We start from the raw sequence: 26170 nt of genomic DNA on the forward strand, positions 1-26170 counted from the left end.
CGGGGATACGAGTGTTTCGCGCGGGGATACGATGCTATCGAATCGAGGGGATTTCCCCTATCGAATCCCCGCGGCTTCGACCGCGGGGCCCATCAGCACTTGTTCAAGCCTGTTTTCTCGAAGGCTTGAGTTCCCTGGCCAGTTCATCAACCACTTCGTTAAACCGGCAAGCGATTTGTGCCATACACTCCTGCGTCAATGGCCCATTAATGGATAACTGATAATCCCCCTGGGCGTTCCTGGTAAAATAAACCCATAGATTCTGATTGCCAATTGGTTTATCAAGACCACCGAAGTAGCTGGGAAAGCTATAATGCAAATCGGCAAATCGGGTATCCTCCACTTCTTTGATAAACCAACTGGCGGTAATATTAATAAGCACTTTTAAACCATCTGGTTTTTGCAAAGGCAGGTGCCATTTAAAGCGGTTATTCAACTTTGATTTAGTTTTACTGCTAATTTTGAGCGCAATAATCTGACTCAGATAATCCAGATAATAAGGGACAATCCGTTCATCGACTTTCCCCTGAAAGGATTTACTCAGGAAATATTGGTTCCACCAGCGCAAAACTGTTTTGCTCAGCGACCAGCGGGAACCTTCAATGCCTGTATTTTTAATGAAATAGGGGCATTTCTGGTAAGAAGCTGTATCCGCAAGTGATTCTTCCACTGCTTTAACGCGTCGGTGAAACGATGTATTTTCCTGATAATCAAGATTGATGCGTTTATATTCCGCAAATAAACCTACTGTAGATTTGTATTGACTTCCTTCCCGGCCTGTATGGATTAAAATAAGCGGTATTTTTTGTTGATTACTCATCTGGTAAAACACCGCCTGGCATATTGCAATAAGCCCTGAACTGATGTTCAGATTATTCAGGGCATGCCATTGAATAACCTGCTGGATCTGAGGATTGATTGTGAAGTGGAACATATGCTGCGGCCGATACACCGCGGCGTCTGGCAAATGGCGGTGAGGGCCAAAATACAGATAGCTGCAATCCTTGTTGTAAGCCTTCCAAAATGCAATTTTTTCGTCCAGATCTCTCTGATATTGAAAATTATTGGCTTTGACATAATGCAGAAAAGATTCTTTTTCCGCAATTGGCGGTAATGATTGGCCGGCGGCCAGCGCCTCATAACATTGCCGGAATTGGGCAAAAACGATATCGCAGGAGGCATCGTCGACGATGATATGCGGGAAAACCAAATGAAGCTCATGCAAATCATTATTCATTTTATAAAGATGCACGCGGATTAGCGGTGCTTTGTTTAAAGGGATAAGCCGCGCAGTATTGTTATAAAATTCCTGGTGAAGGTTGCCGGGTTCATCACTTAAGGAAATGTCTTTATAAAATAGTTTAAATTGTCCCTTCCTGGCCAGAGTTTGCGTAGGGACAGAGGGGCTGAAGTTAAGCCAGAATGCCTCATGCTGATTAATGACATAATCAAAAGCCTTAATTAAATAATCCCTGTTCAATTGGCCATGAAGCTGCAATTGCATTGCAGTGTTATAACCGTAATTGAGCTTGTTAATTGCCCAGAAACTGAATTGAAAATCGCATAGGGGGATTTCTTCAATCTCCTCTCTTATGCCGGTTTGAACTTCATCGGTCTGTTCATAGACAATTTGTAATTCCCTGGCAATATTGTCTGCAATTTTTTCAATGCTGGGATCATTAATGAAATATTCAATCGACAGGCTGAGATTGGGGCATTGCAGTTTATCGTGTATGCGGTTGCGGATTTCAATGGACATCAGTGAGTCAACGCCTAAGGAAAACAGGCCATTCTGGGTTTTAATCTCAGACGCATTATCCAGTGCCAGAACATCAGCAGTAATTTCACATAGGAGACGGCTTAGAATCCCCCGGCGTTCGGCATGACTGCGCTGCCGCAAGGCGTTCACAAAATATTGCGTGGGCGGCCTATAGTTTTTCACAAAGCCGGATAGCTCAATTTGTCGGGGTGAATGTTTTAAATAGACATCCCAATGCAGACGACAAACAGCAATCTGGCTCAACTGACTATCGAGTAAACAATCGAGTACATTGAGATTATCTTTTTCCAGCGGGATAAAGCCAAACTGTTGTAAACCAGGGGTGAGTTTGGAAGTCATTCCTATGGCATTGAAAGGCCCCCAATTAATTGAGAGTGCTGGTAGTCCCTGCTGTTTTCGGAAAAATGCGAGACCATCCAGAAAGCCATTGGCAGCTACATAGCTCGCTTGTCCTCTTGCACCTAATAATGAAGCTGTGGAAGAAAATAATACAAAGTATCTTAACGGAAGGGATTTTGTTAACTGATGGAGAATTAATGCGCTTTCCATTTTGGAGTTGAGCACCGCCTGTAAATCCTCATCGTTTATATTAACAATTAAACTATCCCGTATCAGGCCGGCAAGATGAAAAACTGCGCAAAGAGGCGGCCCATTGCGTTCTATCTCTTTGATTAAAGTTTCCATTTGCTGATAATTACTGGCGTCTACAGCAGCATGCCTGATGCTGACCTGTTTAAAGCGCGACGCTTCAATTAAATTCTGCATTGCTGGGGGGCATGGCGAACGGCTGGTAATCACTATATGTTTGACACCCCGGTCAATCAGATAGTCAATGAGCGCTGCAGCCAGAGCACCGGTTCCGCCTGTAATCAGACAACTGCTGTTGCTGTCAAATTGCATTTCGTTGCCGTGAGTATGGACGTCTAACTCTTTTCGTTTAATTCGAGGTACATAAAGCATTTCTCTCAGTGCAAACTGATTTTCTTCGCTTTGGCTAAAAATAGAAATCAGAGCCTTGGGTAAATCGCTATTGGCTGCCAAATCAATTGTATAGTTACGATTGAAGTCCAGTTCATTTCTGAACGTTCTCCAGAACGCATTAGCCATGCTGTGGTAAGGGTTGACTGGTTCTCCATCGTGAATTGCATGGGCATTTTCTGTGATCAGCAGGAAACTTTGCGGTTTCAACCGAAACAGGTTCTGACAGCAATGAAGCAATTCGTAAAATTGCCCCTGTTCATAAAGAAAAAGAATGTGTTTATCGGCAATCCCCATTAGCTGATCAAATTCCGAAACCAGCCGATAATTCAAATCACCTAATAGCGTTACAGCTTTCTGCGGGTCACTTGCAATGACCCAGAATTCCGGTAATTCCAAATTGGGCTGCCCTTGGGGCGAAAACGCTTGCCACCGGGTTTCATAAAGGTTTTGCAGCATCGGTTCATAGCGATTCAATTCAGTTCGTGAGACCTTCTTCAAGCGCAGCCCTTCGATGGATGCGAACAGCAAACCGGAGGGATCGTATAATTTAATATCGACAACGGTATCACCCTGTTCCCGCTTGCTTAAATACGCCCAGATAGTTTTTGGAGCCTCCTGAAAACTTTGCATGCGAGAAAAAGTATAGGTAAGATAAATGCCTTCTTCGCTGAAGAGAAGTTGAGCCGATTGCATAATACCGTCAAGCAATGCGGGATGATAATAATAGCCCTGACCATAATTGGTTTTATCAAAGCTGATTTTCGCAAGCAGACTATCCGCATTAACATAGGCTTCTTTGAGTACCCGGAATGTATCGCCATAAACAAAGGCATGCTGTTTGAATTTCTCATAAATCTGAGCGGCATGCATCTCGCGGTTAAATTGTAATTTTAGTTGCCCTATATCCACTTGCTCGAGACGATCAGTTTCAGATGCCTGTATTTCCATAGTGGAAAATTCCTGCCACTGCTCATCCTGCTTTGCAAATTGTTTAATGCGAAAGGCATCCTTCTCAAGGGGTTTTGCCTGCAATTGCAAATCCAGCGGGCCTCCAATATTCAGATTGGATTTCATGTGGAATTGCCTGATACAAAATGCCTGATCCCTGAAAAGCGCCCGCGCTGCCGCAAGACCGCATTCGATGCTGGCGGCAACTGGAAGAATCATTTTGCTGAACAAGCGATAATCTTCAAGATAATTGATGGAGCCTGGGGTAATTTTTTGGTTAAACAGGTATTCCTGATCGGGAAGAGAAAGCATCTGACCAAGGAGGGGATGCATTTGCTCGCCAGTCAGGACGCGGTCATTTTTTGTTTCTGTCCAGAATTCAATTCGCTCAAATGGATAATGGGGGAGTTTAACCCGGTTGAATTTGCCGCCCTGTTGCTGGTAATAGGCGATCCAATCCACTGATTGTCCTTGAAGATAAAGAAGCAGCAAGTCTTGCAATGCGGGATTAACATCCTGAAGAAGATGCTCTTTCCCAGTGAGTATGAACTGGCCTGTCTGCAGTTTTTCACTGGCTTCTTTAGTATTTTCAGCAGTAAGAACCAGACGATGGGAATAATGATCGCGGCCAGTGGCGGCTGTAAAACAGATATCACCAAACTCATCCCCGCTTTCTGCCAGATAGTGCTGATAGCTGTTTCTCAGTTTCTCCAGTGCAGTGGGGGATTTGGCGGATAACAGCAGGGCATGCACCGAAGTGCTGGGTGCTGGTTTCAGTTTTTCCTGTGGCGGAGATTCCTGAAGGATAAGATGCGCATTAGTACCGCTAAACCCGAAGGAATTAACCCCTGCATACCTTACTGTCGAAGTGCTTGGCCAATCCATGGTTTGCAGGGCAATATCGGGGTGCCTGACTTTAATATTGGGATTTAATTGTCTGAAATTCAGATGCTTGTAAATCCTTTTATTTTTCAGGCTAATAACCGTTTTAATAACACCTGCGACCCCCGATGCTGCCTCAAGATGGCCGATGTTAGTTTTGACGCTGCCGAGATATAAAGGAGAGCCGCTGCGGTTCTCACCATAAACACTGTGGATTGCATGAACCTCAATGGGATCCCCTAGCGGTGTGCCGGTTCCATGCGCTTCAATATAGCTGATATCCTTTGTTGCCAGCCCGGTTTGCCTGAGGGCCTTGCGCATCACGGCCTCCTGACTTTTGCCATTCGGTACGGTCAGCCCTGCAGCCTTCCCGTCATTATTGACTGCAGATCCTTTAATAACTGCTAAAATTGAATCCTTGTCACGCAGGGCATCCGCCAGGCGTTTTAGAAAAATAACCCCGCAACCTTCACCGCGTGCATAACCGTCCGCATCGGCATCAAAGGTTTTACACTGGCCGTCTGGTGAAAGGGCTTTGGCCCTGCATAAAGTAACATTGGATTCCGGCATTAATAAAATGTTCACACCACCCGCCAGTGCATAGTCCACCTCCCGGGTTTTCAGGCTGTTACAGGCATAGTGGATAGCGACAAGGGCAGAAGAACAGGAGGTATCGATGCTGAGCGAGGGGCCTTTAAAATCAAAGGTGTAGGCCACCCGGCCGGGAATTAAATTCAACACGTTACCGGTGATTGAAAATGCACTGAGTTCTTCATTGGAAAATCCTGATTTTTCCAGGCGGCCGTAATACTCATTTGGCCCCACCCCGGCAAAGACTCCAGTCAGGCTGCCGCGTAATGACTCGGGTGAATAATTGGCATGCTCTAAAGCTTTATAGCTGCATTCAAGAAAAAGCCTTTGCTGCGGATCCATCAGGCGGGCTTCACGCGGGCTGATACCAAAGAAATTGGCGTCAAATCCTTTAACCCCTTCGATTAATCCCATTTTACTGACATAGGACTTGCCGGGTGCATCCTTATCCGGATCATAATATTTCCGGTTATCCCAGCGCTCAGCAGGAATATCCTGCATACCGCTGAGCCCCTGTTCAAGCAGCGTTTCAAAGGCAGCGAGATCGGGCGCTTTGGGAAAGGAGCAGCTCATGCCAATGATTGCAATATCATCATCCCCCGCGGCGGCCTCTGTTGATTCACTTGTGCTATTCAGGGTTTGACTGCTTAATTCGGTGTAAATGTACTGTGCCAGTTTGTTAATCGATGGATAATCAAAGCCGATGGTCGCAGGAATTTTTAAGGAAGGTTCCAGTTTTTTTCTTAACAGTGTCGCCAGCTCAGTCATCATCAGGGAATCAAAGCCAATCTCAAAAAATCCTTCTTCTTCATCCAGTATTTCACTGGAAGGGACTTCGAGGATTTCCTTACAGATTCCTGCCAACATGTTACGGCAGGCAGGGAGGCGTTTGTCTTCGTTGTATTGTAGATATTGCTGTACCCAGGAGGGCTGCACTGGGCTGCCCTGAGCCATTTCCTGCTTTTCCCCGGTTTTGTTTAATTCGCCGGCCAGTGATTGATAAAAGAGGGGGCCTGGCTGAGGAACGAAATCCAGCATGAATTGGAGGTATTCCGGTGAAATGATTGCAATCTGTTTCAGGCTGCTTTTAAGCAGGGCCCTGATGAATGCCTGGCCTTGTGCATTGCTGATCAATGCTTGTTTTAATCCCGGATCACGGGCGCGTTGGATCGACATGCCGGCCTCTCCCCAAGGCCCCCACTGTATGGAGGTGGCTGGGAGTCCAAGATGCCGGCGATGGCTGATTAAGGCATCAATAAAACTGTTAGTAGCGCTGTATACTGATTCTTTATTACTGCCAAAAACAGAAGAAATAGAGGAATAGGCAAGGAAAAAATCAAGCTTGAAATCCTTGCTTAATTCGTGCAAATACCATCCGCCTTTGACTTTGGCAGAGAATTGATAATCGACATCTTCATTTCGGTGATCCAGCAGCGAAGCCTTAACCGCAACACCTGCTGCATGAATAATACCTTTTAATAAACCATCTGCATTCACTTCAAGGAATAATTGCTTCAATTTTTCCCGGTCAGTTATATCCAGGCTGACTGCCTGTATGCTGCTATCTGGATAGGCGCTGCGCAGTGTGCTAAGCGCTTCCTTGATACCCGGTTTTTCAAGATTTCTGGCGAGCAGAATTAAATGCCTGGCGCCGGCGGCCAGTAAGGCCTGGGCACTGACCCTGCCCAGGCCGCCCAGCCCTCCGGTGATGAGATAACGTGCTTTGGGATCAAGGCTTATATTTTCTTCAGGCAATGCCGACTTTGTTAAACGGCTTACCAGACGGATTCCCTTGCGGTAAGCAACCGCATGTTCATAAGCGGAACTATGGTTATAAGTGATTTCATTAATTACCAGCGGCTCAATACCAGCGATTTGATCCACATCGATGAGAACGCTTTCAAATTGAGGTAACTCCAGTGCCAGGGTTTTGCAAAAACCGGGCAGGGGACTATTACCCATATCAGGATCGGCGTCTAATTCGGCAATCCCCTTATGGTTAAGGATTATCAGTCTTGGTTTAATCTGCCGGGCATTGAGGTCCTTGACCAGGACCAGCAGGCTTTTGAGGGTGTTCTTTTGAAATTCGATGAGGGAATTGATTTCCTCGCCTGAGGTGTTGACAAGGCCTTCTGCGAAAATAATACCATCCCAGTTTTCCAGTGCACCCGCTTCTTCAGGCAGGGAAATATTTAAACCCCTGGCTTTGAAACCAGAAACCAGTTCCTTGGCACCGAGGAGCAGCCATCGACCGCCAGGGGGAGCCTGAGTGGATTGATCAATTGCCTGCGGCTGCCATTGTAATTGGAAACTCCAATCGTTTGGCGCGGAGACATCAGCAGAGCTGTTCTTATCTTCGAACCAGTACTCCTGTCTGTCAAATGTATAAAGCGGCAGCTTCACTTTTTCAAATCGCATGCCTAGCGATTGGTAATACGCTTGCCAGTCAATTGAAAACCCTTCCTGATAAGCGCTTTGCAAATGATCAATCGTATGGAATGTGGTAGTTGTGCCCTGTTCTTTCTTAAGCGGATAAATCAGATATAACTGCCGTTCTATTAGCGCTGCCGCTTCTGCCGCAGAGCAGGCTCGAATCACTGTGCGGAAGAGATAATGTCCGCGGCAATTCGCTGCCGTGTAACAAATATCAGCAAATTCATCCTGTGTCTGGGATAAATAGTGCTGGTAACTTCGCAGTAAGAGCTCAAGTGCAGCCTGGCTTTTTGCCGACAAAACCAATAGAAATTCCTGAGAAAATGACCTATTACCAGGTTTGGGCTGAAAAGGCGCCTGACCTAGAATGGCATGCGCGTTCGCACCGCTAAATCCAAATGAACTGACCCCTGCGTGTTTTAATTCTGCGGTATCAGGCCAGGTGATGGTCTCCAAAGGGATAGCTGTGTTGTTTAATTCAATTTCCGGATTCAGTTTTTTGAAATTTAAATGCTTGAACAAGCGTCTATTTTGCAAACTCAGTACTGCTTTAATGATGCCGGCAACACCCGAAGCGCTCTCGCTGTGCCCGATATTGGTTTTAACCGAACTAACGTACAAGGGACGTTCAGGACTGTGGGAAGCACTGAAGATCCTGGTCAGGGTATTCATCTCAATTGGATCGGCCAAAGGTGTTCCGGTTCCATGCGCCTCAACGTAATCTATCGCACCGGGTTCGAGTTTTGCTTTCGCCAATGCCCGGCGAATAACATCTTCCTGGGCGACGCCATTGGGAACAGTAAACCCGCTGCTTTTCCCGCTGCTATTTGTGGCAGTTCCCTTTATCACTGCAATAACCGAGTCATTATCCCTGATTGCAGCCGACAAGGGCTTTAAGATAATCACGCCGCAGCCCTCGCTTCGGGCATAGCCGTCAGCATCCTCACTAAAGGTTTTACAGCGGCTGTCTGGCGACAACATTTTCGCTTTGGACAGGGTAATATTGGAGTTGGGGGTTAATATGACATTGACCCCGCCGGCAATTGCCATACTGCAATCACCTGCCTGTAAACTGAGGCAGGCATTATGAATGGCGGTCATGGAAGATGAACAGGCTGTATCAATGACCTGAACGGGTCCATGCAAATCAAAGCTGTAGGCAACTCGCCCAGCCAGGGCGTTTAATACATTGCCCGTGGCAAAATAAATATTTAAATCCTCCAGGCCTAATCCGAGATTTTCCATGATCCGCGGGTATTCGTTGGTCCCTATACCAACAAATACCCCGGTCTTACTGCTTTTAATCAAATCGGAGGAAATATTGGCGTGCTCCAGCGCATGATAACTGCACTCCATAAAAATGCGCAGTTGCGGCGACATGAATTTTGCTTCGCGCGGGCTGATATTAAAGAAATTGGCATCAAAGTCTTTTATATTGTCCAGCAGTCCGAGCTGTTTGACATAGAGTTTGCCTGGTGTATCGATATTGGCATCATAAAATTTGTCATTATCCCAGCGCTCCTTGGGGATAAAATCCATTCCGCTGTTACCCTGCTCAAGTAATTTTAAAAATTCATCGAGGTTGGGGGCTTTGGGAAAGCGGCAACTCATGCCAATGATGGCAATGGGCTCGCCGCCTATTGGCGGACTGGTTACGGCATTGCGCGGCTCGTGGTAGTAATGTCTGCGATCAAAGGGGTATAAGGGGAGATTAACTTTATTGTAGGCTGCATTGTCCGCTGTTTTGATATTGTGGCCTGCCATAAACTGCTCATAAATGTCATGAGGTGTGGCGACTATCCGTTGGTCTTTTCCAATCGACAGCTTTTCCAATGCGTAATTCGCGGATTCAATATCAGCAATCAGCGATTTTTTATCCTTTGCCAGAATGGCGCAGCGGTACTTGTAATGATGGCGGCAATTAATCAGGCTTAAACAAATATCATGCAGACTTGCGTCCGTTGTTTTTAAATAAGCAGCATACTGTTGCAGCATTTGTTTCAAGGATTTTTCGCTGTTCGCGGAAAGCACAAAACATTCCAGTTCAGTGTTTGCACTTGCCGGTAAATGCTGTTCTGGCGCTTCCTCGATTAAAACGCTGACATTTGTGCCGGTGAATCCAAAATTGGTAATCTGCACCCTTCTTTTTTTATTTAACTGCCTCCTGAAAGGAAGGGCAGTTAGCGGTAAAAGAGCTGGGATTATTTCAGGATGGATGGATTTATTCGAATTGGAATAATGCAGATTAGGGGGGATGGCTTCATTTTCCAATGCACAGACAACCTTAAGCAGGGAAGCCATCCCCGAGCAGGAAATGCTATGGCCAAGATTGCTTTTCAGGGCCCCAATAATCAGGGGCTTCTCAATCGAATGCCGCCCTTGATGGACTGCTTCAATCGCTTTAAATTCCACCGTGTCGCCAACGACAGTTCCAGTCCCATGCGTTTCAATATAGTCAATGTCTCCTGCAGCAATATTGGCCTCAGCTAATAGCGCCCGGTGCATGGCAATTTGTGCTTCCTGATTTGGGGAAACCATGCTGATACCACCGCCATCCTGATTCATCACTATAGTTTTAATAACGGCATGGACAGTGTCTTTATCCCTTAAGGCGTCATCCAGCCTTTTAACTACAATGACTGCAACCCCCTCGCTTCGTACATAGCCGTCTGCCTCAATGTCGAAACTGCTGCATTGGCCGCGGGCAGAAAGCATATTAGCCCTCGACACGCCGATAAAATTTTCCGGGGCAAGATTAAGATGTATTCCGCCGACAATTGCCGTATCGCATTGGCCGGTGCGCAAGGCGGTGGCTGCCAGGTAAAGGGCGCTCAGGGCAGAGGAGCAGGCTGTATCTACCGCCATCGTGGGGCCTTTCAGGTTTAAATAGTGGGACAGCCTGCCAGCTGCGGCGCTTGCAGCCACGCCCACGGGTGTGTACTCATTAAATTCAATCTGGTCTTTGAAATTTAGCTGGCTGTATTCGTGTGTGGAGAGTCCGCAATAAACTCCCGTATTGCTGCCGCTGAGCGAGTCTGTACTGATATTGGCATGGTTTAAGGCCCGAATCGCCACTTCTAAAAAAAGGCGGTGCTGGGGATCCATTTGTTTGGCTTCGACTGGGGAGATTTTAAAAAAATCGGCATCAAAAAGATAAGGATTATTTAAAAATCCCCCTTTGCGGCTAATGATTTTGTCTGCTTTGCTGCGATCTGCATCATAATAGGCATTAATATCCCAGCGGTTTGCGGGTACCTCTTTTATTGGAGTCTGGCCATTCATTAGCATGGCATGCAAGGCTTCACAATCCTCCACATCCGTTTCAATACCGGGAAAACGGCAGTTCATCCCGATGATGGCCAGGGGCTCATTTAAATTAATACGATTATCCTTTTGTACCACTGATTTATGCTCCAAAACTCAGACAATGCTTTGTTTGCTACACTAAAAAACGGGATTTTTCCCCGTCTTTGCGAACGAAGTGAGGCAATCCAGCCACGGTGCTCTATTCAAGCCCCGCTCTAGATTGCTTCGCCAAGGCTCGCAATGACGAGAAAATGGCATAATACTGCACTCGCTCCCCCGTCTGTGGAAAGGACATGTGTAATTCGTAAGATGCGATTGCCCGGAAACAACAATGTATTCATAATAGGAAAAACTGGTGATAAATTCTATTAAAACAGAGTTCTTCTTTATTTACTTCTAAGATTAGTTTATGAAAACGATAAAATCCTGGCTTAATGCAAAATTGAAAAAAATAACTGACGATTCTTATCCTCTCGAGCAGTTAGTTGCAGGCAAGCCGAAGAAAAAGGCGCCCAATGCTGATTTTTATAAAAATTATTTTTCGCTGATAGCCGATGGAGCCCGGCTTAAATTGGTGGAGGCAATGTTCAGTCTGAACTTGTTTGAGCTGTTTGAAGGCAAAGAGTACGTCCTGGAAAGCGAAATTATCAGTAAACTGGGGCTGATGCCGGTGCGTGCTAAAAAATGGCTGCATCTTTTAAGTAGCGAGCACTTCTTGATCAAAGCTCAATCGAGGGATTATCAGGTTGCCTATCGGCTTCCCCCTGAGTTTATCGAAATAATGAATAGCGATAAATGGTGGGGAATGAAATTCTTTTTTAATACCTGGCAAGTTGCTGCGGATGAAAATTTAAGCGATGTGCTGCGCTATGGCAAAATCAAAATCAGTGTCTCATGGCCTCCACAAACCGACGGAGAGGTTATGTGGCTGGAAGACTGGATGCGCAATACCATCCAAAGACCTGCGGAACGATTTTTGGAGTCGATTGATTTTACCAAGGTACGAAATGTGTTTGATGTAGGCGGCGGTGATGGATCGCTTGCCTGCCAGTTGGTTAATGCCTATCCCCATTTAAATATTACAGTATACAACTTACCGAAATCAGCTGCCTTAGCCAGGGAAAATATTGAAGCGCAGGGTTTAACTCGGCAGATTAAAGTACTGGAAGGCGATTTTATTGCAGAAGATGCGTTTCCAACCGGCTTTGATCTCTTCCTTTTTTCCCGGGTTTTATATGACTGGGATGAAGCTGTAAACAGAAAGTTGTTAAGAATGGTTTATCAGGCTCTACCCGCGAATGGTTTGGTGGCGATTTGCGAAACATTTAAGGAAAATAATAATGATCTTTGTTTGTCAGCAGAGTATCGCTATATCTTCCATGATGATTTTTCGCCGAATGTAATGAAAGCTGCTGCAGATTATTACAGGATGTTGGAAAAAATAGGATTTACAATTGTGCTTCCTACCAGTAATAAAACGGATGTTATGTATTATTCTATTATTACAGCGCGTAAGTAGCTGGATACCGCGGACTCACAAGCCGCGGTAAGTAGGCAGAGGGGCTTGCGCCACTTCCCAACACTACTTACGGCGGCATGTCCGCGGTATCCACCCAGAAATAGGTAAAATGAAAACGCAGTCAATCAGGGTAAAAAACAAGTTGGCAGAAAGCATTCTCAATGCTTTGACAGATGTAAAAAAAACAGCCACTTTTAAGGATGATTTGCGAAGGCTTAATGCCTCTCAGTGCCTTGAAAAAATCAATGGATACTGTGAATGGATAAATAGCCTTAATGTTCATTCAGTCATGGTGCTGGCTTCGCCTTCGATAGATTATCTTTGCCTTTGTTATTCACTGATTATCAGCAATAAAACCTTTATCCCCTTGCACCCCTCCACCTCGAGCGAATTAATCAATAATTATTTGCAACGCTATCCCGTCGATTTATTTCTGCTGCAACCAGAATTTGCTGCCAATTTTTCGGTAAACTTCAGAGAAGAGAAAAGTTTCCTTTACCATCTGCCTGAAATTCCCAGGCAAGAGTGTCTGCTGCCCGGCGAAATACTTTTCACCTCTGGCACTACCGGATTTCCAAAGGCAGTCCATTACCAGTACGATACATTGTTTGATTATGCCAGTTGGTGCAGCGCGGAGTTTAATTTAGGATCAGAAGACTGTTTTTTATTTACCAGCGAATTATCATTTGCTGCTTCAATCCGCTCCCTGTTTGTCCCTTTAATGTCAGGCACTGCCATTCGCTTTATTGCCAGTGATTCGCCAAACAAATTGCAATCGATCATCAAGCTCTTGTGTAATGAAACGATTACGGTTTTAAATATGACCCCCAGCTTGCTTGGGCAATTAATTAAGCATTTAAAAAAAAATCTTTTACTGCATACTCTGCACTCGATCCGCCTGGTCTTATTAAGTGGGGAAGCCATTGACGTTGAAACAATTAATACCTGGCTCATAGACATCAACAAGACCACTGTTTTTTATAATTTATATGGTACTACCGAATGCCTCATTCCTTTCTATAAAAAAATTAATGCCCCGCTTGATGAAAATGAAGGCTGCCATCTGGGAAATCTAAGAACAGGATGTGATTATTCTCTGGTATTTGATGCCTTAAAGGGGTATGAATTATATCTGACAGGCAATGTATCGACCGCTTATCTTGAGACCGAATTAAATCAGGCGAATTATGTCATTATCAATGATCGCCGTTATGTCAAAACGAATGATTTTGTAATAATGCGTGATAAGCAATTATACTTTAGTGGGCGATCACAGCGCCTGATTAAACGCTATGGCCAGTTGATAAGCCTGGATCAGATAGAGTATGTCTTAAAAAAAGGGTTTAGCGATCTGAATTTCAAGACATTGCATGATGGAAACAGGATTGTGTTGCTGATTAATGGCCGTATTCAGGATAATTCTCTCCTAAAGCAAATAAAGCATCATTTACAGGCCCATCTTCCGGATTACATGCACCCTCAGGAATTTCTATTTGTGAAGGAATTTCCCCTTACTGCCAGCGGTAAAACGGACTATTATAGCTTGCACAAGGAGCATACTTCTGCAGCGAACAGTTTGACTGATTATTTTAAACGATTTTCTGCGAATAAGGCGTTTAGTTTGGAAATCAGAATCGGGGATCTGGGACTGGAATCTATTGATTATCTCGAAATGGCAGAAGCCTTGCAAAAAATCACCGGAAAATGGCTGGATATTTCAAAGATTAATGAAGATCTGCCCATTTCGGCGATTGAGTCCTGTTTGAGGGATGCTAATCAAACTACCCCGGGTTTTGGTAATAAAGTCAGATTAAACAGTATCCAAAAAGCAGTTTATAATCGTGAATTGTATGGTTTGGATAAAGAGGGCGTTTATCAAATATCGTTCTGGCTGCTTAAGCAAGAAATGGATATGGATAAACTGGAAATAGCGCTAGCACAGACCTTGACAAATCATTTTATCCTTTCAAGCCAGTTAAAATGGATAGACGATGATTATTATTTTGTCCCTGCAGCTCAGCAAACCACTTACAAGCTGCGATCCCCTCTTTTTTTTACAGATAAAAAGCTGCTCAAACGATTAAAAACCTCTGTTTTTCAAGACCGGCTGGTAAACCTGTTTATATTGAAAAAAAGAGGGCAGTATTATTTGGCCATGGCCTACCATCATATTGCGATTGACGGTTGGTCGGCGCTATTAATCCGCGAGGAAATTTTCCGTCGTTATCAGTGCCTGCCCGTCGAAAGCCTGAACAGAGCGGAGGAAATTCGGCAATTAAATCTGGTTAATGAGTTGGTAGCGGCCTCTGGTCACAATATTGAGGTATTAAGAACCCGTTTATTGAACCTAAAGTTTGAGGCTTACAACCATCTGGATGCAATTTTCAAAGGTGTTTTGCAAAAACAAAATACCTGTATAAAGATTGAAAAAAGAAAAATGGATGCTTTTGCCATTAATCATCACATTAAGGATTCAACTTATAGCGTAGTGTTTGCATTATTACTTCAGCAGATGGTTGCTGTGCTGGCAGGAACAGACAAGCTATTTTTTTATATCAGTTTTTCCAATCGGAATATACCGATCCCGGGGATTAAGAGCCTGATAACAAACCTGGCAATTGGCCTGCCTGTTTTTTTGGAAAGCAGCCATTTACCCTTGCAAGCAAGAGCGGCTCATCTAAAGGATTCCCTGGCCCTTTATTTTAAAATGACAAACTATAATCTTTATAATGAGATATATGAAAATCAAATCATTCCAGAATACATACTGAACGCCACCCAGCAACCCTATTTGCTGGTTTACACTTACATCAATCAATTGGCAAACGATGGATACACACAAAACTATTATATTGACTGGGCCCAGTCGTCCAATGAAATTAACTATGGCAATTTGAAATTAATTTTTCTAAGGGTTTATGACATGGGAGAGGAGTTTGTCTTTACGCTGGATACCCAAATGAAAGAAGGCTTGCATGAAGTTTTAATTAACGATTTGAATACTACTCTGAATCTATAATATGAAATTCTTGAAATGGTTGAAGACCACTACTAAAAAATTCGACAATGTACCCGCCCGAATCCTACAAACAGGAAACCGTAAACGCAATAGCAGATTTTATGAGAATTATTTTTCGCTCATTGCCTCAGGCGCGCGATTAAAATTAGTGGAAGCAATGTTTAAACTCAATTTGTTTGCCTTGTTTGAGGAGCAGAACCTGGTGGAGGAACAGGAAATTATCAGCCGTCTGGGCTTACATCCTAAAAGGGGAAAAAAGTGGTTGCATCTGCTATCGAGCGAGCATTTCCTGACAAAAATAATGAAGGGCGAGCAGATCGCCTATCGTTTACCAGAGGGGTTCAGGCAGCTTCAGTATAGTGCTGAAAACGGCTGGTGGGGAATGCAGTTTTTTTTCGATATATGGACTGAGTCAGGGGCTGAAAACTTAACGGAGGCCCTGCGTTTTGGAAAGGTGAAGACCGATGCTCCCTGGCCTCCCAAGACCCCGGCCCATGCCGCCTGGCTTGAGCAATGGATGGCAGGTACGGCTGATATCACAATCCGCTGCATTTTGGAGCAGATTAATTTTAAAAAGGTTAAGCATTTTCTCGATGTTGGAGGCGGTGATGGGACAATGGCCTGCGCTTTTGTTGAAGCGTATCCCCATTTGAAAGCGACTGTCTATAATTTGCCTGCTTCAGCAGAAATCGCAAGACAAAACATCGAATCACGAGGATTGAGCGATCGAATTTCAGTGATTGAGGGAAATTTTCTGGAGGACGACGCGTTTCCTGTCGGTTTTGATTTGATTCTTTTTGCGCGTGTACTCTTTGATTGGGATGCATCAGTTAATCGCAAACTTTTGCGAATGGCTTATCAGGCCTTACCACAAAATGGCCATGTTGCGATTTGCGAAATTTTTAAAGATCGTAATAAATCCTTTTGCCTCGCCTGCGAATACCGTTATATTTTCCAGGATGATTTTGGCGTGAATGTCATGAAGTATACCCGGGAATACATTACTATGCTGGAGCGTATTAATTTCACCGTCCTTCCTCATAAGGAAGAGGCAGGTTACCGTTTTCCTTGCTCGGTTTTGATGGCTCGAAAATAGTGCTCGGTCAGAATTGGATTGCATTAAAACCGCTCCTCCTCAGGCCGAATGATTGAGATAAAGCTAAAATTCTGTCAGGAACTAAGTCACGGAACATAGGAGAGCGGAACTGAAATGCCAGACACAAAAGAGTTGAAGACCAGACAGACACAAGACATGGTCAATCAGTTTGCCCAATCGCATGATGCCTTGAGCTGGTCCAAGAACAGGATCAGCGAGCATCGGAGTTTTCGGCTGAGAAAACTTCTGCAATACGTCAAAGTACATTCGCCCTGGTATCAAAAACAACTGGCGCATATCAATCTCGAGCGGTTCACAGAAGAACAGCTGCCCGAAATTCCGGTGATGAATAAAAAAATCCTGATGGAAAACTGGGATGAAATAGTCACGGACAGAAGATTGTCCCTGGCGCTTGTTGAAGATCATATCCATAAAATGAAGAATGACGGGAATACCTTGTATTTCCTGGATGAATATCATGTATTGGCAACCAGTGGTTCAAGTGGTAAACGGGCTATTTATATCTATAACTGGGAGGAGTGGAATACCTATTATTTATTTAGCATCCGCTATGCACCGCTCCAGCCAATACCTGTCAGGGCCAATAAAAACGCTGGTAAATTAAAACTGGCGATGATTTTAATATCGAATACAGTCTATGCCATGTATTCGATGGTGCAGACCTTTCAGCAGGACCATGTTGAGCAGTTTTTTATTTCCATCACGCAGCCTGTCGACCAAATTATTAGCGAATTAAATAAAATACAACCGGATTATTTGCTGGGAACCCCGACAACCATTGCCAGAATATGCCACGAGCCCTATGTAAAACGGTTAAGCATTGATCCTCTGGTCGTTTCGCTTTCAGGCGAACCCCTGTTCACTCCCATACGCAGGCTTATCGAAAAGACCTGGCCTAATGCCATGGTTAACAATGTCTATGGCTGTTCCGAAGGCCTGGCGGGAGTGAATTGTGGTGTAAAAACGCGGGAAATGCACTTAAATGATGACGGCTGTATACTTGAGCCGGTTGATGTCAATGGGAAGCGGCTTGAAGCAGGTATGACTGCCCATAAACTCTATTTAAGCAATTTATATCTCTATACGCTGCCGCTCATACGCTATGAATTTTTCGATCAGTTAACATTCCTGGATAAGCGCTGTACCTGTGGGGTAAACCATCAATTAATTGCAGAACCTCAGGGGCGTCCGGAATATGATTTTTTCTATCCCGGAAATGTTTTCGTACATCATCTGGCCTTTGTTACCCCCCTTTTGCTGGAAAAGAATATTCATGAATATCAGGTCGTACAAACCGCAAACGGAGCGCATATCCGGGTAATGACTACCGGTCCTATCAACCAGCAGCAAATCAGTCAGGCTATATGCGCTTCTCTAAAGGAAGCAGGTTTGGAAAATCCGAAAATTACATTTTCAGAGGTTAGTGAATTTGAATACCTTTCATCGGGGAAGCTGCGTCGATTTTTGAGATGCAGTTAGGTGGGCCCCGCGGTAGAAGCCGCGGGGATTCGTTAGGGGGCGCCGCGGGGATTCGTTAGCGGACGTTTTCCGCGCGGATTAGCACGTATCCCCGCGGCGGAAGACCGCGGGGCCCATCTTCCCACTCCTACAATTTCCGTTTCCTCGTCAACAAATGCTCGATCTGGCATAAAAGCCCATCACTATTCTGAAAAACAATATCCGATCCCACATAAAACAAAGGCTGATTGTCCAGCCCAAAAACATTTGTCCTCTCTTTAATAAGGACAGGAGTTGCCCCGCTGCCTTCCAGTAAAAGGGCTGGATGAGTATAAAATTTTATCCTGTTTGTCCCTGTCAACTGGCACAGCGCAGCGCCATGCCAGGGCTGAACTGGATCCCCTTTGCCGCTTGTCGTCAATAAGGCTAATTGACCGCGTTTGGAATGGATGGTCCAGCGGATAGCGTCAGGAAAACAGGTTAGTATAGGATCATTGGCTAACTCCCTGTCGCTTCTGATTTCAGCAATATAGTGAATAGCCGCCCGCCAGGCTTCTTTCAGCATTTGCTGCCGAAAATACTCCTTCATTTGCACCCATTGGGGAGGTTCAAGCCTGGGATTGGCGATAAATGCTTTCACTTGCGCAATATCCGCTGACTCCAGCAATGTGCAGGGTATAAAAATATGACGGATAATCTCCATATAGAGCGGGTTATAATCTGTCTGAAGGATTGAAGCATAGTCATGCAGGCACTGATAGGAAATGGTATATACGAGGGATTTGAACAGAGGAACAAAGCGCCCTTCTGCATAATCCGTTTCAGGATCAGGGTCGCAGGCGATAGCATCAATCATCGTTTTCGACATTGCACAGGGGTTTAAAAGGGGAAGCATTAAGTCTGTATACAATTGCAATACTTCATTTCGGATGGCATTTTTTTGTAAATATTGGTCTTTTGGTAATAAGTTTCCAATCACATCCTGGTAGTCGACTATCTCAACATAGTCTGCAATATTCAAAGTATTAATCCACCAGTTAAGCTGTTGCTGATAAGCTTGAATATTTTCAATAGGCTCGTTCAAAAAGCGGTTAAAGCGGCTGCCGTCTGAAATGACTATGAATTTTGCAAAACTATTTGGCGCTGGATTGTCTTCACAATATATACGGCTGATGGTTTTAGCGACTTCTGCCAAACCCAGTAAAAAATTGACTTCAGATAAATCGGGCAAAATGCCTCGGCTTTTAAGAGGGGAAGTGGATTTATAAGGAAGGGCAGGGATCACCATCCTGATAGGTAATTTGTTTTCCAATGATTCCTTAACGCGCTTAGCTAAGGCCATGCGTGAGCAGTTGCCTTTCCGACCCTTCAGGAATTGCCGATCAAACATGACTTCGGTAATAAATTCAGCTGTGTCGATGTCTTTCGGATTATGTCTGCCATACTCCTTATAGTTACGGATTGCCCGCTTCCTGGCTGCAGATACCCGCTCTGAAACAAAATGATCGGATGCTTTTTCTAATGCAGGGAGTAAATTTTCGATAACCCATGAGGAGGAAACATAGAAGGCACGCGCGTAAAATTGTTCGGAACCATATAAGTTTAATAGGGTGTTAGCATTAATTTTGTCCATAAAATGAGCGCTGATAACCGCCTCATTGTTCTCATCCAAACCAGGCTGGTATAAGCTGGCGTGTAAAGAGTCGTTACCCATTCTACACACTCGATCCGGAATAAGTCATAAAGGGCGTATAATTTTTGATTTCCTGTATCGTTCTGCAGCCCGTTAATTGCATTGCCAGTATAAATTCGTTTTCTAATAGACCCAGCATTGCCTCAAGTCCTTTTTTTCCGGCAACTGCCAGGGCCCAAAGGACAGGTCTACCAATTAGTACGGCATCGGCTCCTAGGGCAATCGCTTTAAACAAATCAGTGCCGCGTTCCATGGAGCCATCTACAAAAATCAGACTGCGGCCAGCCACTGTCCGGACAATATCTGGCAATGCTGTCATAGCTGCGGCCGCTGTATCCAGTTGCCTGCCGCCATGGTTAGAAACTACAATACCGGCAATGTTCCTGCGGCAGGCTTCTTCTGCATCCAGAGGGTTCAGGATCCCTTTAAGGATGATTGGGAGCTTTGTAAGGGATTGTACCCACTCGACATCTTTCCAGGTTAAGGAAGGATCCAGGTGATTCAAAATAAAGTGGTGAATAGCCTGCTTATCAAGTTGGCTTTCGAAATTACCGGTGCTCAGTTTACTGGAAAGGGAGAATTGATTACGGATATCACGTTCCCTTTTACCGCCAACCGGTACCCCAACCGTTAAAACAATGGCCTTGTAGCCGGCCTGTTCTATTCGTTCAATTAATAATTGCGTTAGCGATCGGTCTTTAAAAATATAAAGCTGCGCCCATAAATGGGAACTGCCTGCGCAGCTTGCAATGTCCTCCAGTGAACGGTTCGACATGCAACTGACAATCAAATTAATACCGCAGGCTTTGGCCGCCATGCTGGTACTTTTCTCCCCTTCTTTGTCAACCAATTGGTGAAAGGCCATGGGAGCAATAAGCAATGGAAATTTTAACTTCGAATTCAATAGCTCAATAGATGTATTTATAGAAGATACATCCCGCAAACAATAAGGGCGTATACTAATTTCATCCAGCGACTTCCTGTTATTGCGTTTGCTAATCTCATCGCAGGCGCCGCAATCGATATAGTCAAAGACTTCTGCTGCGAGCAAGCTTTGAGCCAACTCTCTGTAATCTGCTACTTTTACTGGATTCAAAACCTGCCCCTCGATATTTTTCCTTCATTAAACCAGACGGTTGCTAAGAAGGGCGGAGAGAAGACTGCTCGTCTTTCATCTGTTGAATGATAGAAAATAGTTCATTAAAAACAGCCTCGGAATTACTCTCCAGAGCTGCAATAAACTCTTGCTCCACGTTTGGAATCTGTTTTCTGGCATTATCAATCAGTTCTTCTACAGTTTCAAAGTCATTATCCTCACAGGCCATTTGTATCAAACTAAGATGGGCTAAAAACAATTTTAATTCCTGCATATTATTGCAATTAATACGGGAATCAATGGCCATCTGATTAAGTTTTTTTATGAATGACTCGAGTTCAGCGAATTGGGACATACAATCTCCTGCCATTAGAGGCCAGTTTGCGGGTTGAAGTAATCCTGTTTTTCTTGAGCAGAAAATTCCTGTTCCTGTTGTAACTGCTCCATCTGCTGACGATAATCCTGAGTCCTCACCCGATTTTGATCATCATTATCCGTATTTTGATACGCTTTTCTCGGTGGGGGCAGGGGTGCTTCCACGGTTTGCTCCGTTATTGAAGCAGTCAGCATCGCCTCCGATAAGGAGCGTCTGAGGGGAGGTTCAGGCGGTTGCTGCAACTCCAGAATTCTTCCCCAGCCTTTTTCCATATCCGCATGAGGGTTAACATCAATCTGGTTATTATGGAAAAACACTTCCTCCAGCAACAGGACTTCAATCAATTGTTCTTCCGTGTCCCCATAAATAAACTCACCGTTTCGCGTGATCATTAACCAGGCACCGGCAATATTGCAGCCATATGGATTGCGCATGTCAAAGCCATGTTGATAGAGATCATGTACATTTTGATCATGTTGCGGGTGCGGGATCTTATAGTGAGAAGCCTCTTTTTGGCAAGCTATTTGTGCATGGTGTTTTAAATGATCAAAATAAATTTCTCGTCGCCACAAACTGGTTTCTGGACTGGACTGCAGCGCTTTTTGTAATTCCTGCTCCAAAAACACATCGAACTCAGCGCTGGGCGGGCGCGGGCCATTATTTTTAAAATTGATCAGCACTGCATCCATTGTTGCCTGTAAGGCAGTCAGGTTATAAGGTTCTCCCAAGGCATTATCGTGATCACGATAGGCATAATTAATCAGCTGTTGAAATAAAAACTCGTGAGGAGTAATGCAACCCGCTCTGGAAACAGCATAGGGGGTGAGCAGCTTATGCGTTTTTACGTTTAATATTAGCTTGTCAAAAGGGGATAATTGAGCAGGGTCTTTCGCCTGTACTTGCTTTTTTAACTCTGCAAGGTAATTTTTTGTCCGCTCCGAAAGTTTAAACATATTGTCAAACATTTCTCCAGGAAGGCCAAAGGTGTTATACACTTGCTGAAATTCGGGAGCCATATTCCTGGGATGGCTAAGCAACAGGCCGTCCCAATCACCGGCCACAATTAAAGCAGTCTGATCGTAAATCTTTTTTATGGTTTCCTCATCAAGAATGGCGAGAATCTGTTCGAGAGAATGGCTGCTGCTGCGGTTGTATTGTTCTACCAGGGAATATTCGGCGCTGTCTTTATCCATGGCTGCTAAAAATTCTGCTCCCGTACGCGCTGTATTCGCAAATACTTTGGCGGGCAATAGAGTCTCAGGTGATTCGGATTGCTCGAGGCTATAGAACAAAGGAAAGCTGTAATGAAAAAAGCGTTCGTAAATCTCATCAGGAACTTCAGAAAGTTCCCTTGGCTTTGGAAGTATCTGTTTTGTGTGATCCCATTCCGGCTGATTGGCGGGATTATCCCAGGGACGTGAATAGATTAATTGTTCCTGACTGCCATTTTTTAAGTTAATCACAAATTGCCCCTTGAATTCGGGAGCCCCTTTTCCTGCTTTATAGGCGAGCCTTAATTGTCCCGATTCTTCGTCGTAACCTAACACTTTTAAATCACCGTCTGGTTTGATTTCACGCAAAATATCAAGCATGTTTACTGGCAGCTGTACGGTATGTTGATATTTCGGGCTTTTCAGGGGTTGTTGAAGGCGTTCTTTATCTTTGGGATCAAAGCCCCTTAAGACGCCGTTTTCGACGCGGGTAAAAAGTAAATCGGCCGCCAATGCGCCTTTGAAGAAGCCCTGGTTACTGGTTTTTGACAAATTCAAACCGCTTTTGGGGCTGCGCGGCTTGTTATACACTGGTGGCGTTCCTGAGCGCAGGACCACTGTACTGCTGAAACTTCTCGCTGCAAGCACGTTGACTGTAGCAAATTCGGTCTGAATGCCAGCAGCCTGTATAGCAGTAGGGCCTATTTTAACTCCCTTCACATTATTGGCTACCCGGGAAAGAAAAGGTTCCTGAATCACATTATCTGTTTTTTGTTTCATTTCGATGATAAGTGTCTGTCTTTTAAACAAGTATAGACACTTACCGCTTGAAGGCCAAGCCTACCGACCAGTGTGTCTTGTGTCGGCGATTAACCCGAACTTCCGCGCGAAGGTAGCTCGAATTCCCGAGGCGAAGACCCATAGCTATCCACACAAATACAGTCGAATCCCCGCGGCTGCGACCGCGGGGCCCATGTCTGGTCCGAACAAGCTCTTCAGAGGAATCCAATGTTGCCGTAAATAGCAAAAGCAGTTTGGAACAAGTCTTTCAAACATTATCCTAAATCAGCAAAACGACTATTCCAAATAGGCCTCGTGTGGGCCCCGCGGTCGCAGCCGCGGGGATTCGGAGCGGGAAAAACATTTGTGTAGATAGCTATGAGCCAAGACCGCGGGACCCATTCCACTCATTTATCCCGTTCATTTCCGCCAGCTCGGAAAAAACACCCCAATCAAATACTGTGAAACTCCGCTTTTACCCTTAACTCCGGTACTATACGGTATACATATCTCAAGACTTTCAAATGGTAGAAATAAATCGAATTGCAGGTCAAATCCATAAGCACATAAAAGCCTGCAGCTCCGGAAGGTGTAAATCCCATAGGGGGGAAATAAGGATGGGCGCCTGTGACACCATACCAGGACCAGGTATAGAAAACGGTACCCATTAATTCGATGTAATAAACCATTGTAAACATATACAAATAGAAAAGCGTATTTTTTCGGAAACGCAAAACGATCAGGAATACCAGATAGCCAATAAAGCCTGCGGCATCGTGAATCATAAATAAAGACAGGAATGCGGCCAGAAAAGCAAACTGCGCCAGGCATTGCTTTACTTTTTCATGATTTTCTAAAGACCATGGATGCTTACTGAGATAGTAAACAGTGGCATAAATCAGGGCATGCCCGATCGGAATATACAGGGGTATGTTTTTCAGGCGGTAGGCGTAAAGTTCCAATACGAAGGATCCTAAAATTTCAGCAAACAGGCTGCATATCGTCATTAATAAAATCAGCCAATATAATTTACCGCGGGCATTCAACAGGAAAAGACTATAGGTGATAACAGCAATTAAATTGCAGATATCCTGCCCATAGCTGATATGCTGCGCAGCCCAGGGGCTATCGGTCGCAAGAAAAAAAGGAGTCCCCAGCAGCAAAAGGATAACCAGGTGAGACATCATTGAATTTGATTGCAGTGTGTTGTTTGCCGACATATTCCCTTGGTCGTAAAAAAAAGTGATTGGATATAATAACGTAGCTTCCATCGGAAAAGCATTATAAAATGGATTTTTTTGCCAGCTATAAAAATTAAAGGAAGTTTAATGAGCAAGGAAAGAAGAATTCTTTTATTAAAAAATTGGGTTGAGCGGCTTATCCTCCATCCGCAGCTCTATGTTTCGGGAGTCATTAGTGCACTGCTTAGCGGCAGCAGTGGCGGCATTATTGGTTTCTTCTCTGGTGGATTCATAGCCCAGTCATTTTCACTCTGTAATAGCTGTAATAACTGTTTTTTAAACCTTAATCCGACTGTTATCGTCGGCGCGCTTTTAGGGCTAGGTATTGGTGCGATTGTGGGCGGGGGGCTTGCGATTGCCATAACCTCTTTCAAAATATATAAACGGACTAAAAACTATCCTTTACTGTCGCCAGATAATATTGTGCAAATCATATCCGCCTCTCTCTGGATTAATGCTGAAATACTTATCGGTATGGATTTGGGAGCCATTATAGGAAGTCTGAAATCCGCGGGCATAGGGACTTTAACAGGCGCAATACTTGGCCTTTTAATCATCTGGCTGACTTCTACGCTAAAGTCATCCAGGCAGGTGAAAAAACCAGTGAAAAATTAATCAGGCCTACAGAGAATAAAAATGACCAAAGAAAAAAAAGAATCAGACGATAGCGGCGTCATTGGGATCCTTAGTTTGGGTTCAGAGCCTTATTGCACCGCAGATCAATGTTTTGCAGCACAGCCCCAGACATTCTCCTCAACCGTGGTTATTCCCGCCGTACCTTCCTGGTTAGGCGGAATAGGGAATTCAACCCAAATAGAACAATGGTTTAATCTGATTCCTTCCGAATGGGTTGATTTACTCTCAGAAGCTGCCCAGCAAGGCTTTCTTGTTTCAGGCCTGCTGACATTAACCCAGCAGGCCTGTACCGATTTTCTTAAAACCAAGCATTTGCATCCTGATCAAATTTATCTTATCAATCAGGGGCTTCGCGCCTTACTTTTAGTGATGCTGGGCACTTCAGTGCCAGCTGCTATTGCTACCCCTCTTGCCAGTTATGTATTGCATAAATGCTTTGGTTTTAGTCAGCAAAGCTCGAATTATTTAACTACGGGCGTATTGGTCGGACTTAATTTATTAAACTCTTCAGAGCTGCTGGAGAGTGGGGCGACTATTATCAGCAGTGTTGCAGGAAGCATTGCTGGAAGCCAGGCGGCCAGATATGGGTACAAACTGGCGCGCGACGCGTTTTTCAGTTACACAGCAGCTAAAGACACACCGGATGATAGCTGCCAATCCCCGTCTTTGCGAATGCAGTGAAGCAATCCAGAACAATGCCGCAATAGGCTCCGCTCTGGATTGCTTCGCCACAGGTTCGCAGTGACGGCTGCATCTTGCGAACTTGCTTCAGATTTTCACATATGAACGGGATTCTTCATCAAGCTGCTCAAATTCAGCCTCTGCTTGTCTGGCTTCTTCCCTTAGCGTTTCCAAAACAGTATTGCTTAACTGATCTTTTATGGCCCTTTGCAAATCTTTATTTTTTTCGGAACGACTGGGGGGCGTGTTTGGTTCATTATGGGAGCGTCTGGCATTTTTGTGTGAGGAGAAAAACTCTTTCATGATTATACTCGCATGGCTGTTAAAAAGATCATCACTATATCAAAAGCAACTGCATTGTAAATATCGGCCTTAAGTGACGTAGAATCCTTGTCTATAATCAGGTTAGGGAAAGCAAGGAC

The 26170-nt window shown here is 44.6% G+C and carries 13 protein-coding genes; 6 read left to right on the plus strand and 7 right to left on the minus strand.

What is annotated here, in order from left to right; genetic code table 11:
* Window positions 1-103 precede the first annotated feature (103 nt).
* Window positions 104-11017 (minus strand): SDR family NAD(P)-dependent oxidoreductase, encoded by a 10914-nt coding sequence (locus DYH42_RS03295; protein ID WP_058524957.1) that lies wholly within the window; start codon window positions 11015-11017, stop codon window positions 104-106.
* Window positions 11018-11330: 313 nt separating this feature from the next.
* On the opposite strand from DYH42_RS03295, the gene DYH42_RS03300 reads away from it, so the two are divergent.
* The 4 genes from DYH42_RS03300 (at window position 11331) to DYH42_RS03315 (ending at window position 18055) form a co-directional block, all read left to right on the plus strand.
* Window positions 11331-12440, plus strand: coding sequence for a methyltransferase (locus DYH42_RS03300; protein ID WP_058524956.1), 1110 nt, complete (start codon window positions 11331-11333; stop codon window positions 12438-12440).
* A gap of 109 nt (window positions 12441-12549) precedes the next feature.
* Window positions 12550-15459, plus strand: coding sequence for an AMP-binding protein (locus DYH42_RS03305; RefSeq protein WP_058524955.1), 2910 nt, complete (start codon window positions 12550-12552; stop codon window positions 15457-15459).
* A gap of 1 nt (window position 15460) precedes the next feature.
* Entirely contained in the window at window positions 15461-16555 is a 1095-nt protein-coding gene (locus DYH42_RS03310) for a methyltransferase (RefSeq protein ID WP_058524954.1), read from the plus strand.
* A 114-nt stretch (window positions 16556-16669) separates the two neighbouring features.
* Window positions 16670-18055, plus strand: a complete 1386-nt coding sequence (locus DYH42_RS03315) for a phenylacetate--CoA ligase family protein (protein WP_058524953.1) — start codon at window positions 16670-16672, stop codon at window positions 18053-18055.
* A 127-nt stretch (window positions 18056-18182) separates the two neighbouring features.
* Here the strand turns inward: DYH42_RS03315 and DYH42_RS03320 are convergent, their stop codons facing one another.
* From DYH42_RS03320 to DYH42_RS03350, 5 genes are all read right to left on the minus strand, one after another.
* On the minus strand, window positions 18183-19748 hold the full coding sequence (locus DYH42_RS03320; RefSeq protein WP_058524952.1) for an L-tyrosine/L-tryptophan isonitrile synthase family protein: 1566 nt from the start codon (window positions 19746-19748) through the stop codon (window positions 18183-18185).
* 1 nt (window position 19749) lies between these two features.
* Window positions 19750-20823 (minus strand): alpha-hydroxy acid oxidase, encoded by a 1074-nt coding sequence (locus tag DYH42_RS03325; protein ID WP_058524951.1) that lies wholly within the window; start codon window positions 20821-20823, stop codon window positions 19750-19752.
* 43 nt (window positions 20824-20866) lie between these two features.
* On the minus strand, window positions 20867-21178 hold the full coding sequence (locus DYH42_RS03330; RefSeq protein WP_058524950.1) for a hypothetical protein: 312 nt from the start codon (window positions 21176-21178) through the stop codon (window positions 20867-20869).
* Between the two features lie 14 nt (window positions 21179-21192).
* Window positions 21193-23190, minus strand: coding sequence for a hypothetical protein (locus DYH42_RS03335; protein WP_058524949.1), 1998 nt, complete (start codon window positions 23188-23190; stop codon window positions 21193-21195).
* A gap of 452 nt (window positions 23191-23642) precedes the next feature.
* Window positions 23643-24377, minus strand: coding sequence for a hypothetical protein (locus DYH42_RS03350; RefSeq protein WP_131793000.1), 735 nt, complete (start codon window positions 24375-24377; stop codon window positions 23643-23645).
* Between the two features lie 141 nt (window positions 24378-24518).
* Here DYH42_RS03350 and DYH42_RS03355 point away from each other — a divergent pair, with 141 nt between their 5' ends.
* Both DYH42_RS03355 and DYH42_RS03360 read left to right on the plus strand, forming a co-directional pair.
* Window positions 24519-25046 (plus strand): hypothetical protein, encoded by a 528-nt coding sequence (locus DYH42_RS03355; RefSeq protein WP_058524947.1) that lies wholly within the window; start codon window positions 24519-24521, stop codon window positions 25044-25046.
* 21 nt (window positions 25047-25067) lie between these two features.
* The gene (locus DYH42_RS03360) at window positions 25068-25748 is read left to right on the plus strand and encodes a hypothetical protein (protein ID WP_058524946.1); all 681 of its coding nucleotides are present in this window, start codon (window positions 25068-25070) and stop codon (window positions 25746-25748) included.
* A gap of 87 nt (window positions 25749-25835) precedes the next feature.
* Here DYH42_RS03360 and DYH42_RS03365 read toward each other — a convergent pair whose 3' ends face one another.
* Entirely contained in the window at window positions 25836-26051 is a 216-nt protein-coding gene (locus DYH42_RS03365) for a hypothetical protein (protein ID WP_058524945.1), read from the minus strand.
* Window positions 26052-26170: the final 119 nt, after the last annotated feature.

Origin of the sequence: Legionella birminghamensis (assembly GCF_900452515.1) — a bacterium.
GTDB classification, from domain to species: domain Bacteria; phylum Pseudomonadota; class Gammaproteobacteria; order Legionellales; family Legionellaceae; genus Legionella_C; species Legionella_C birminghamensis.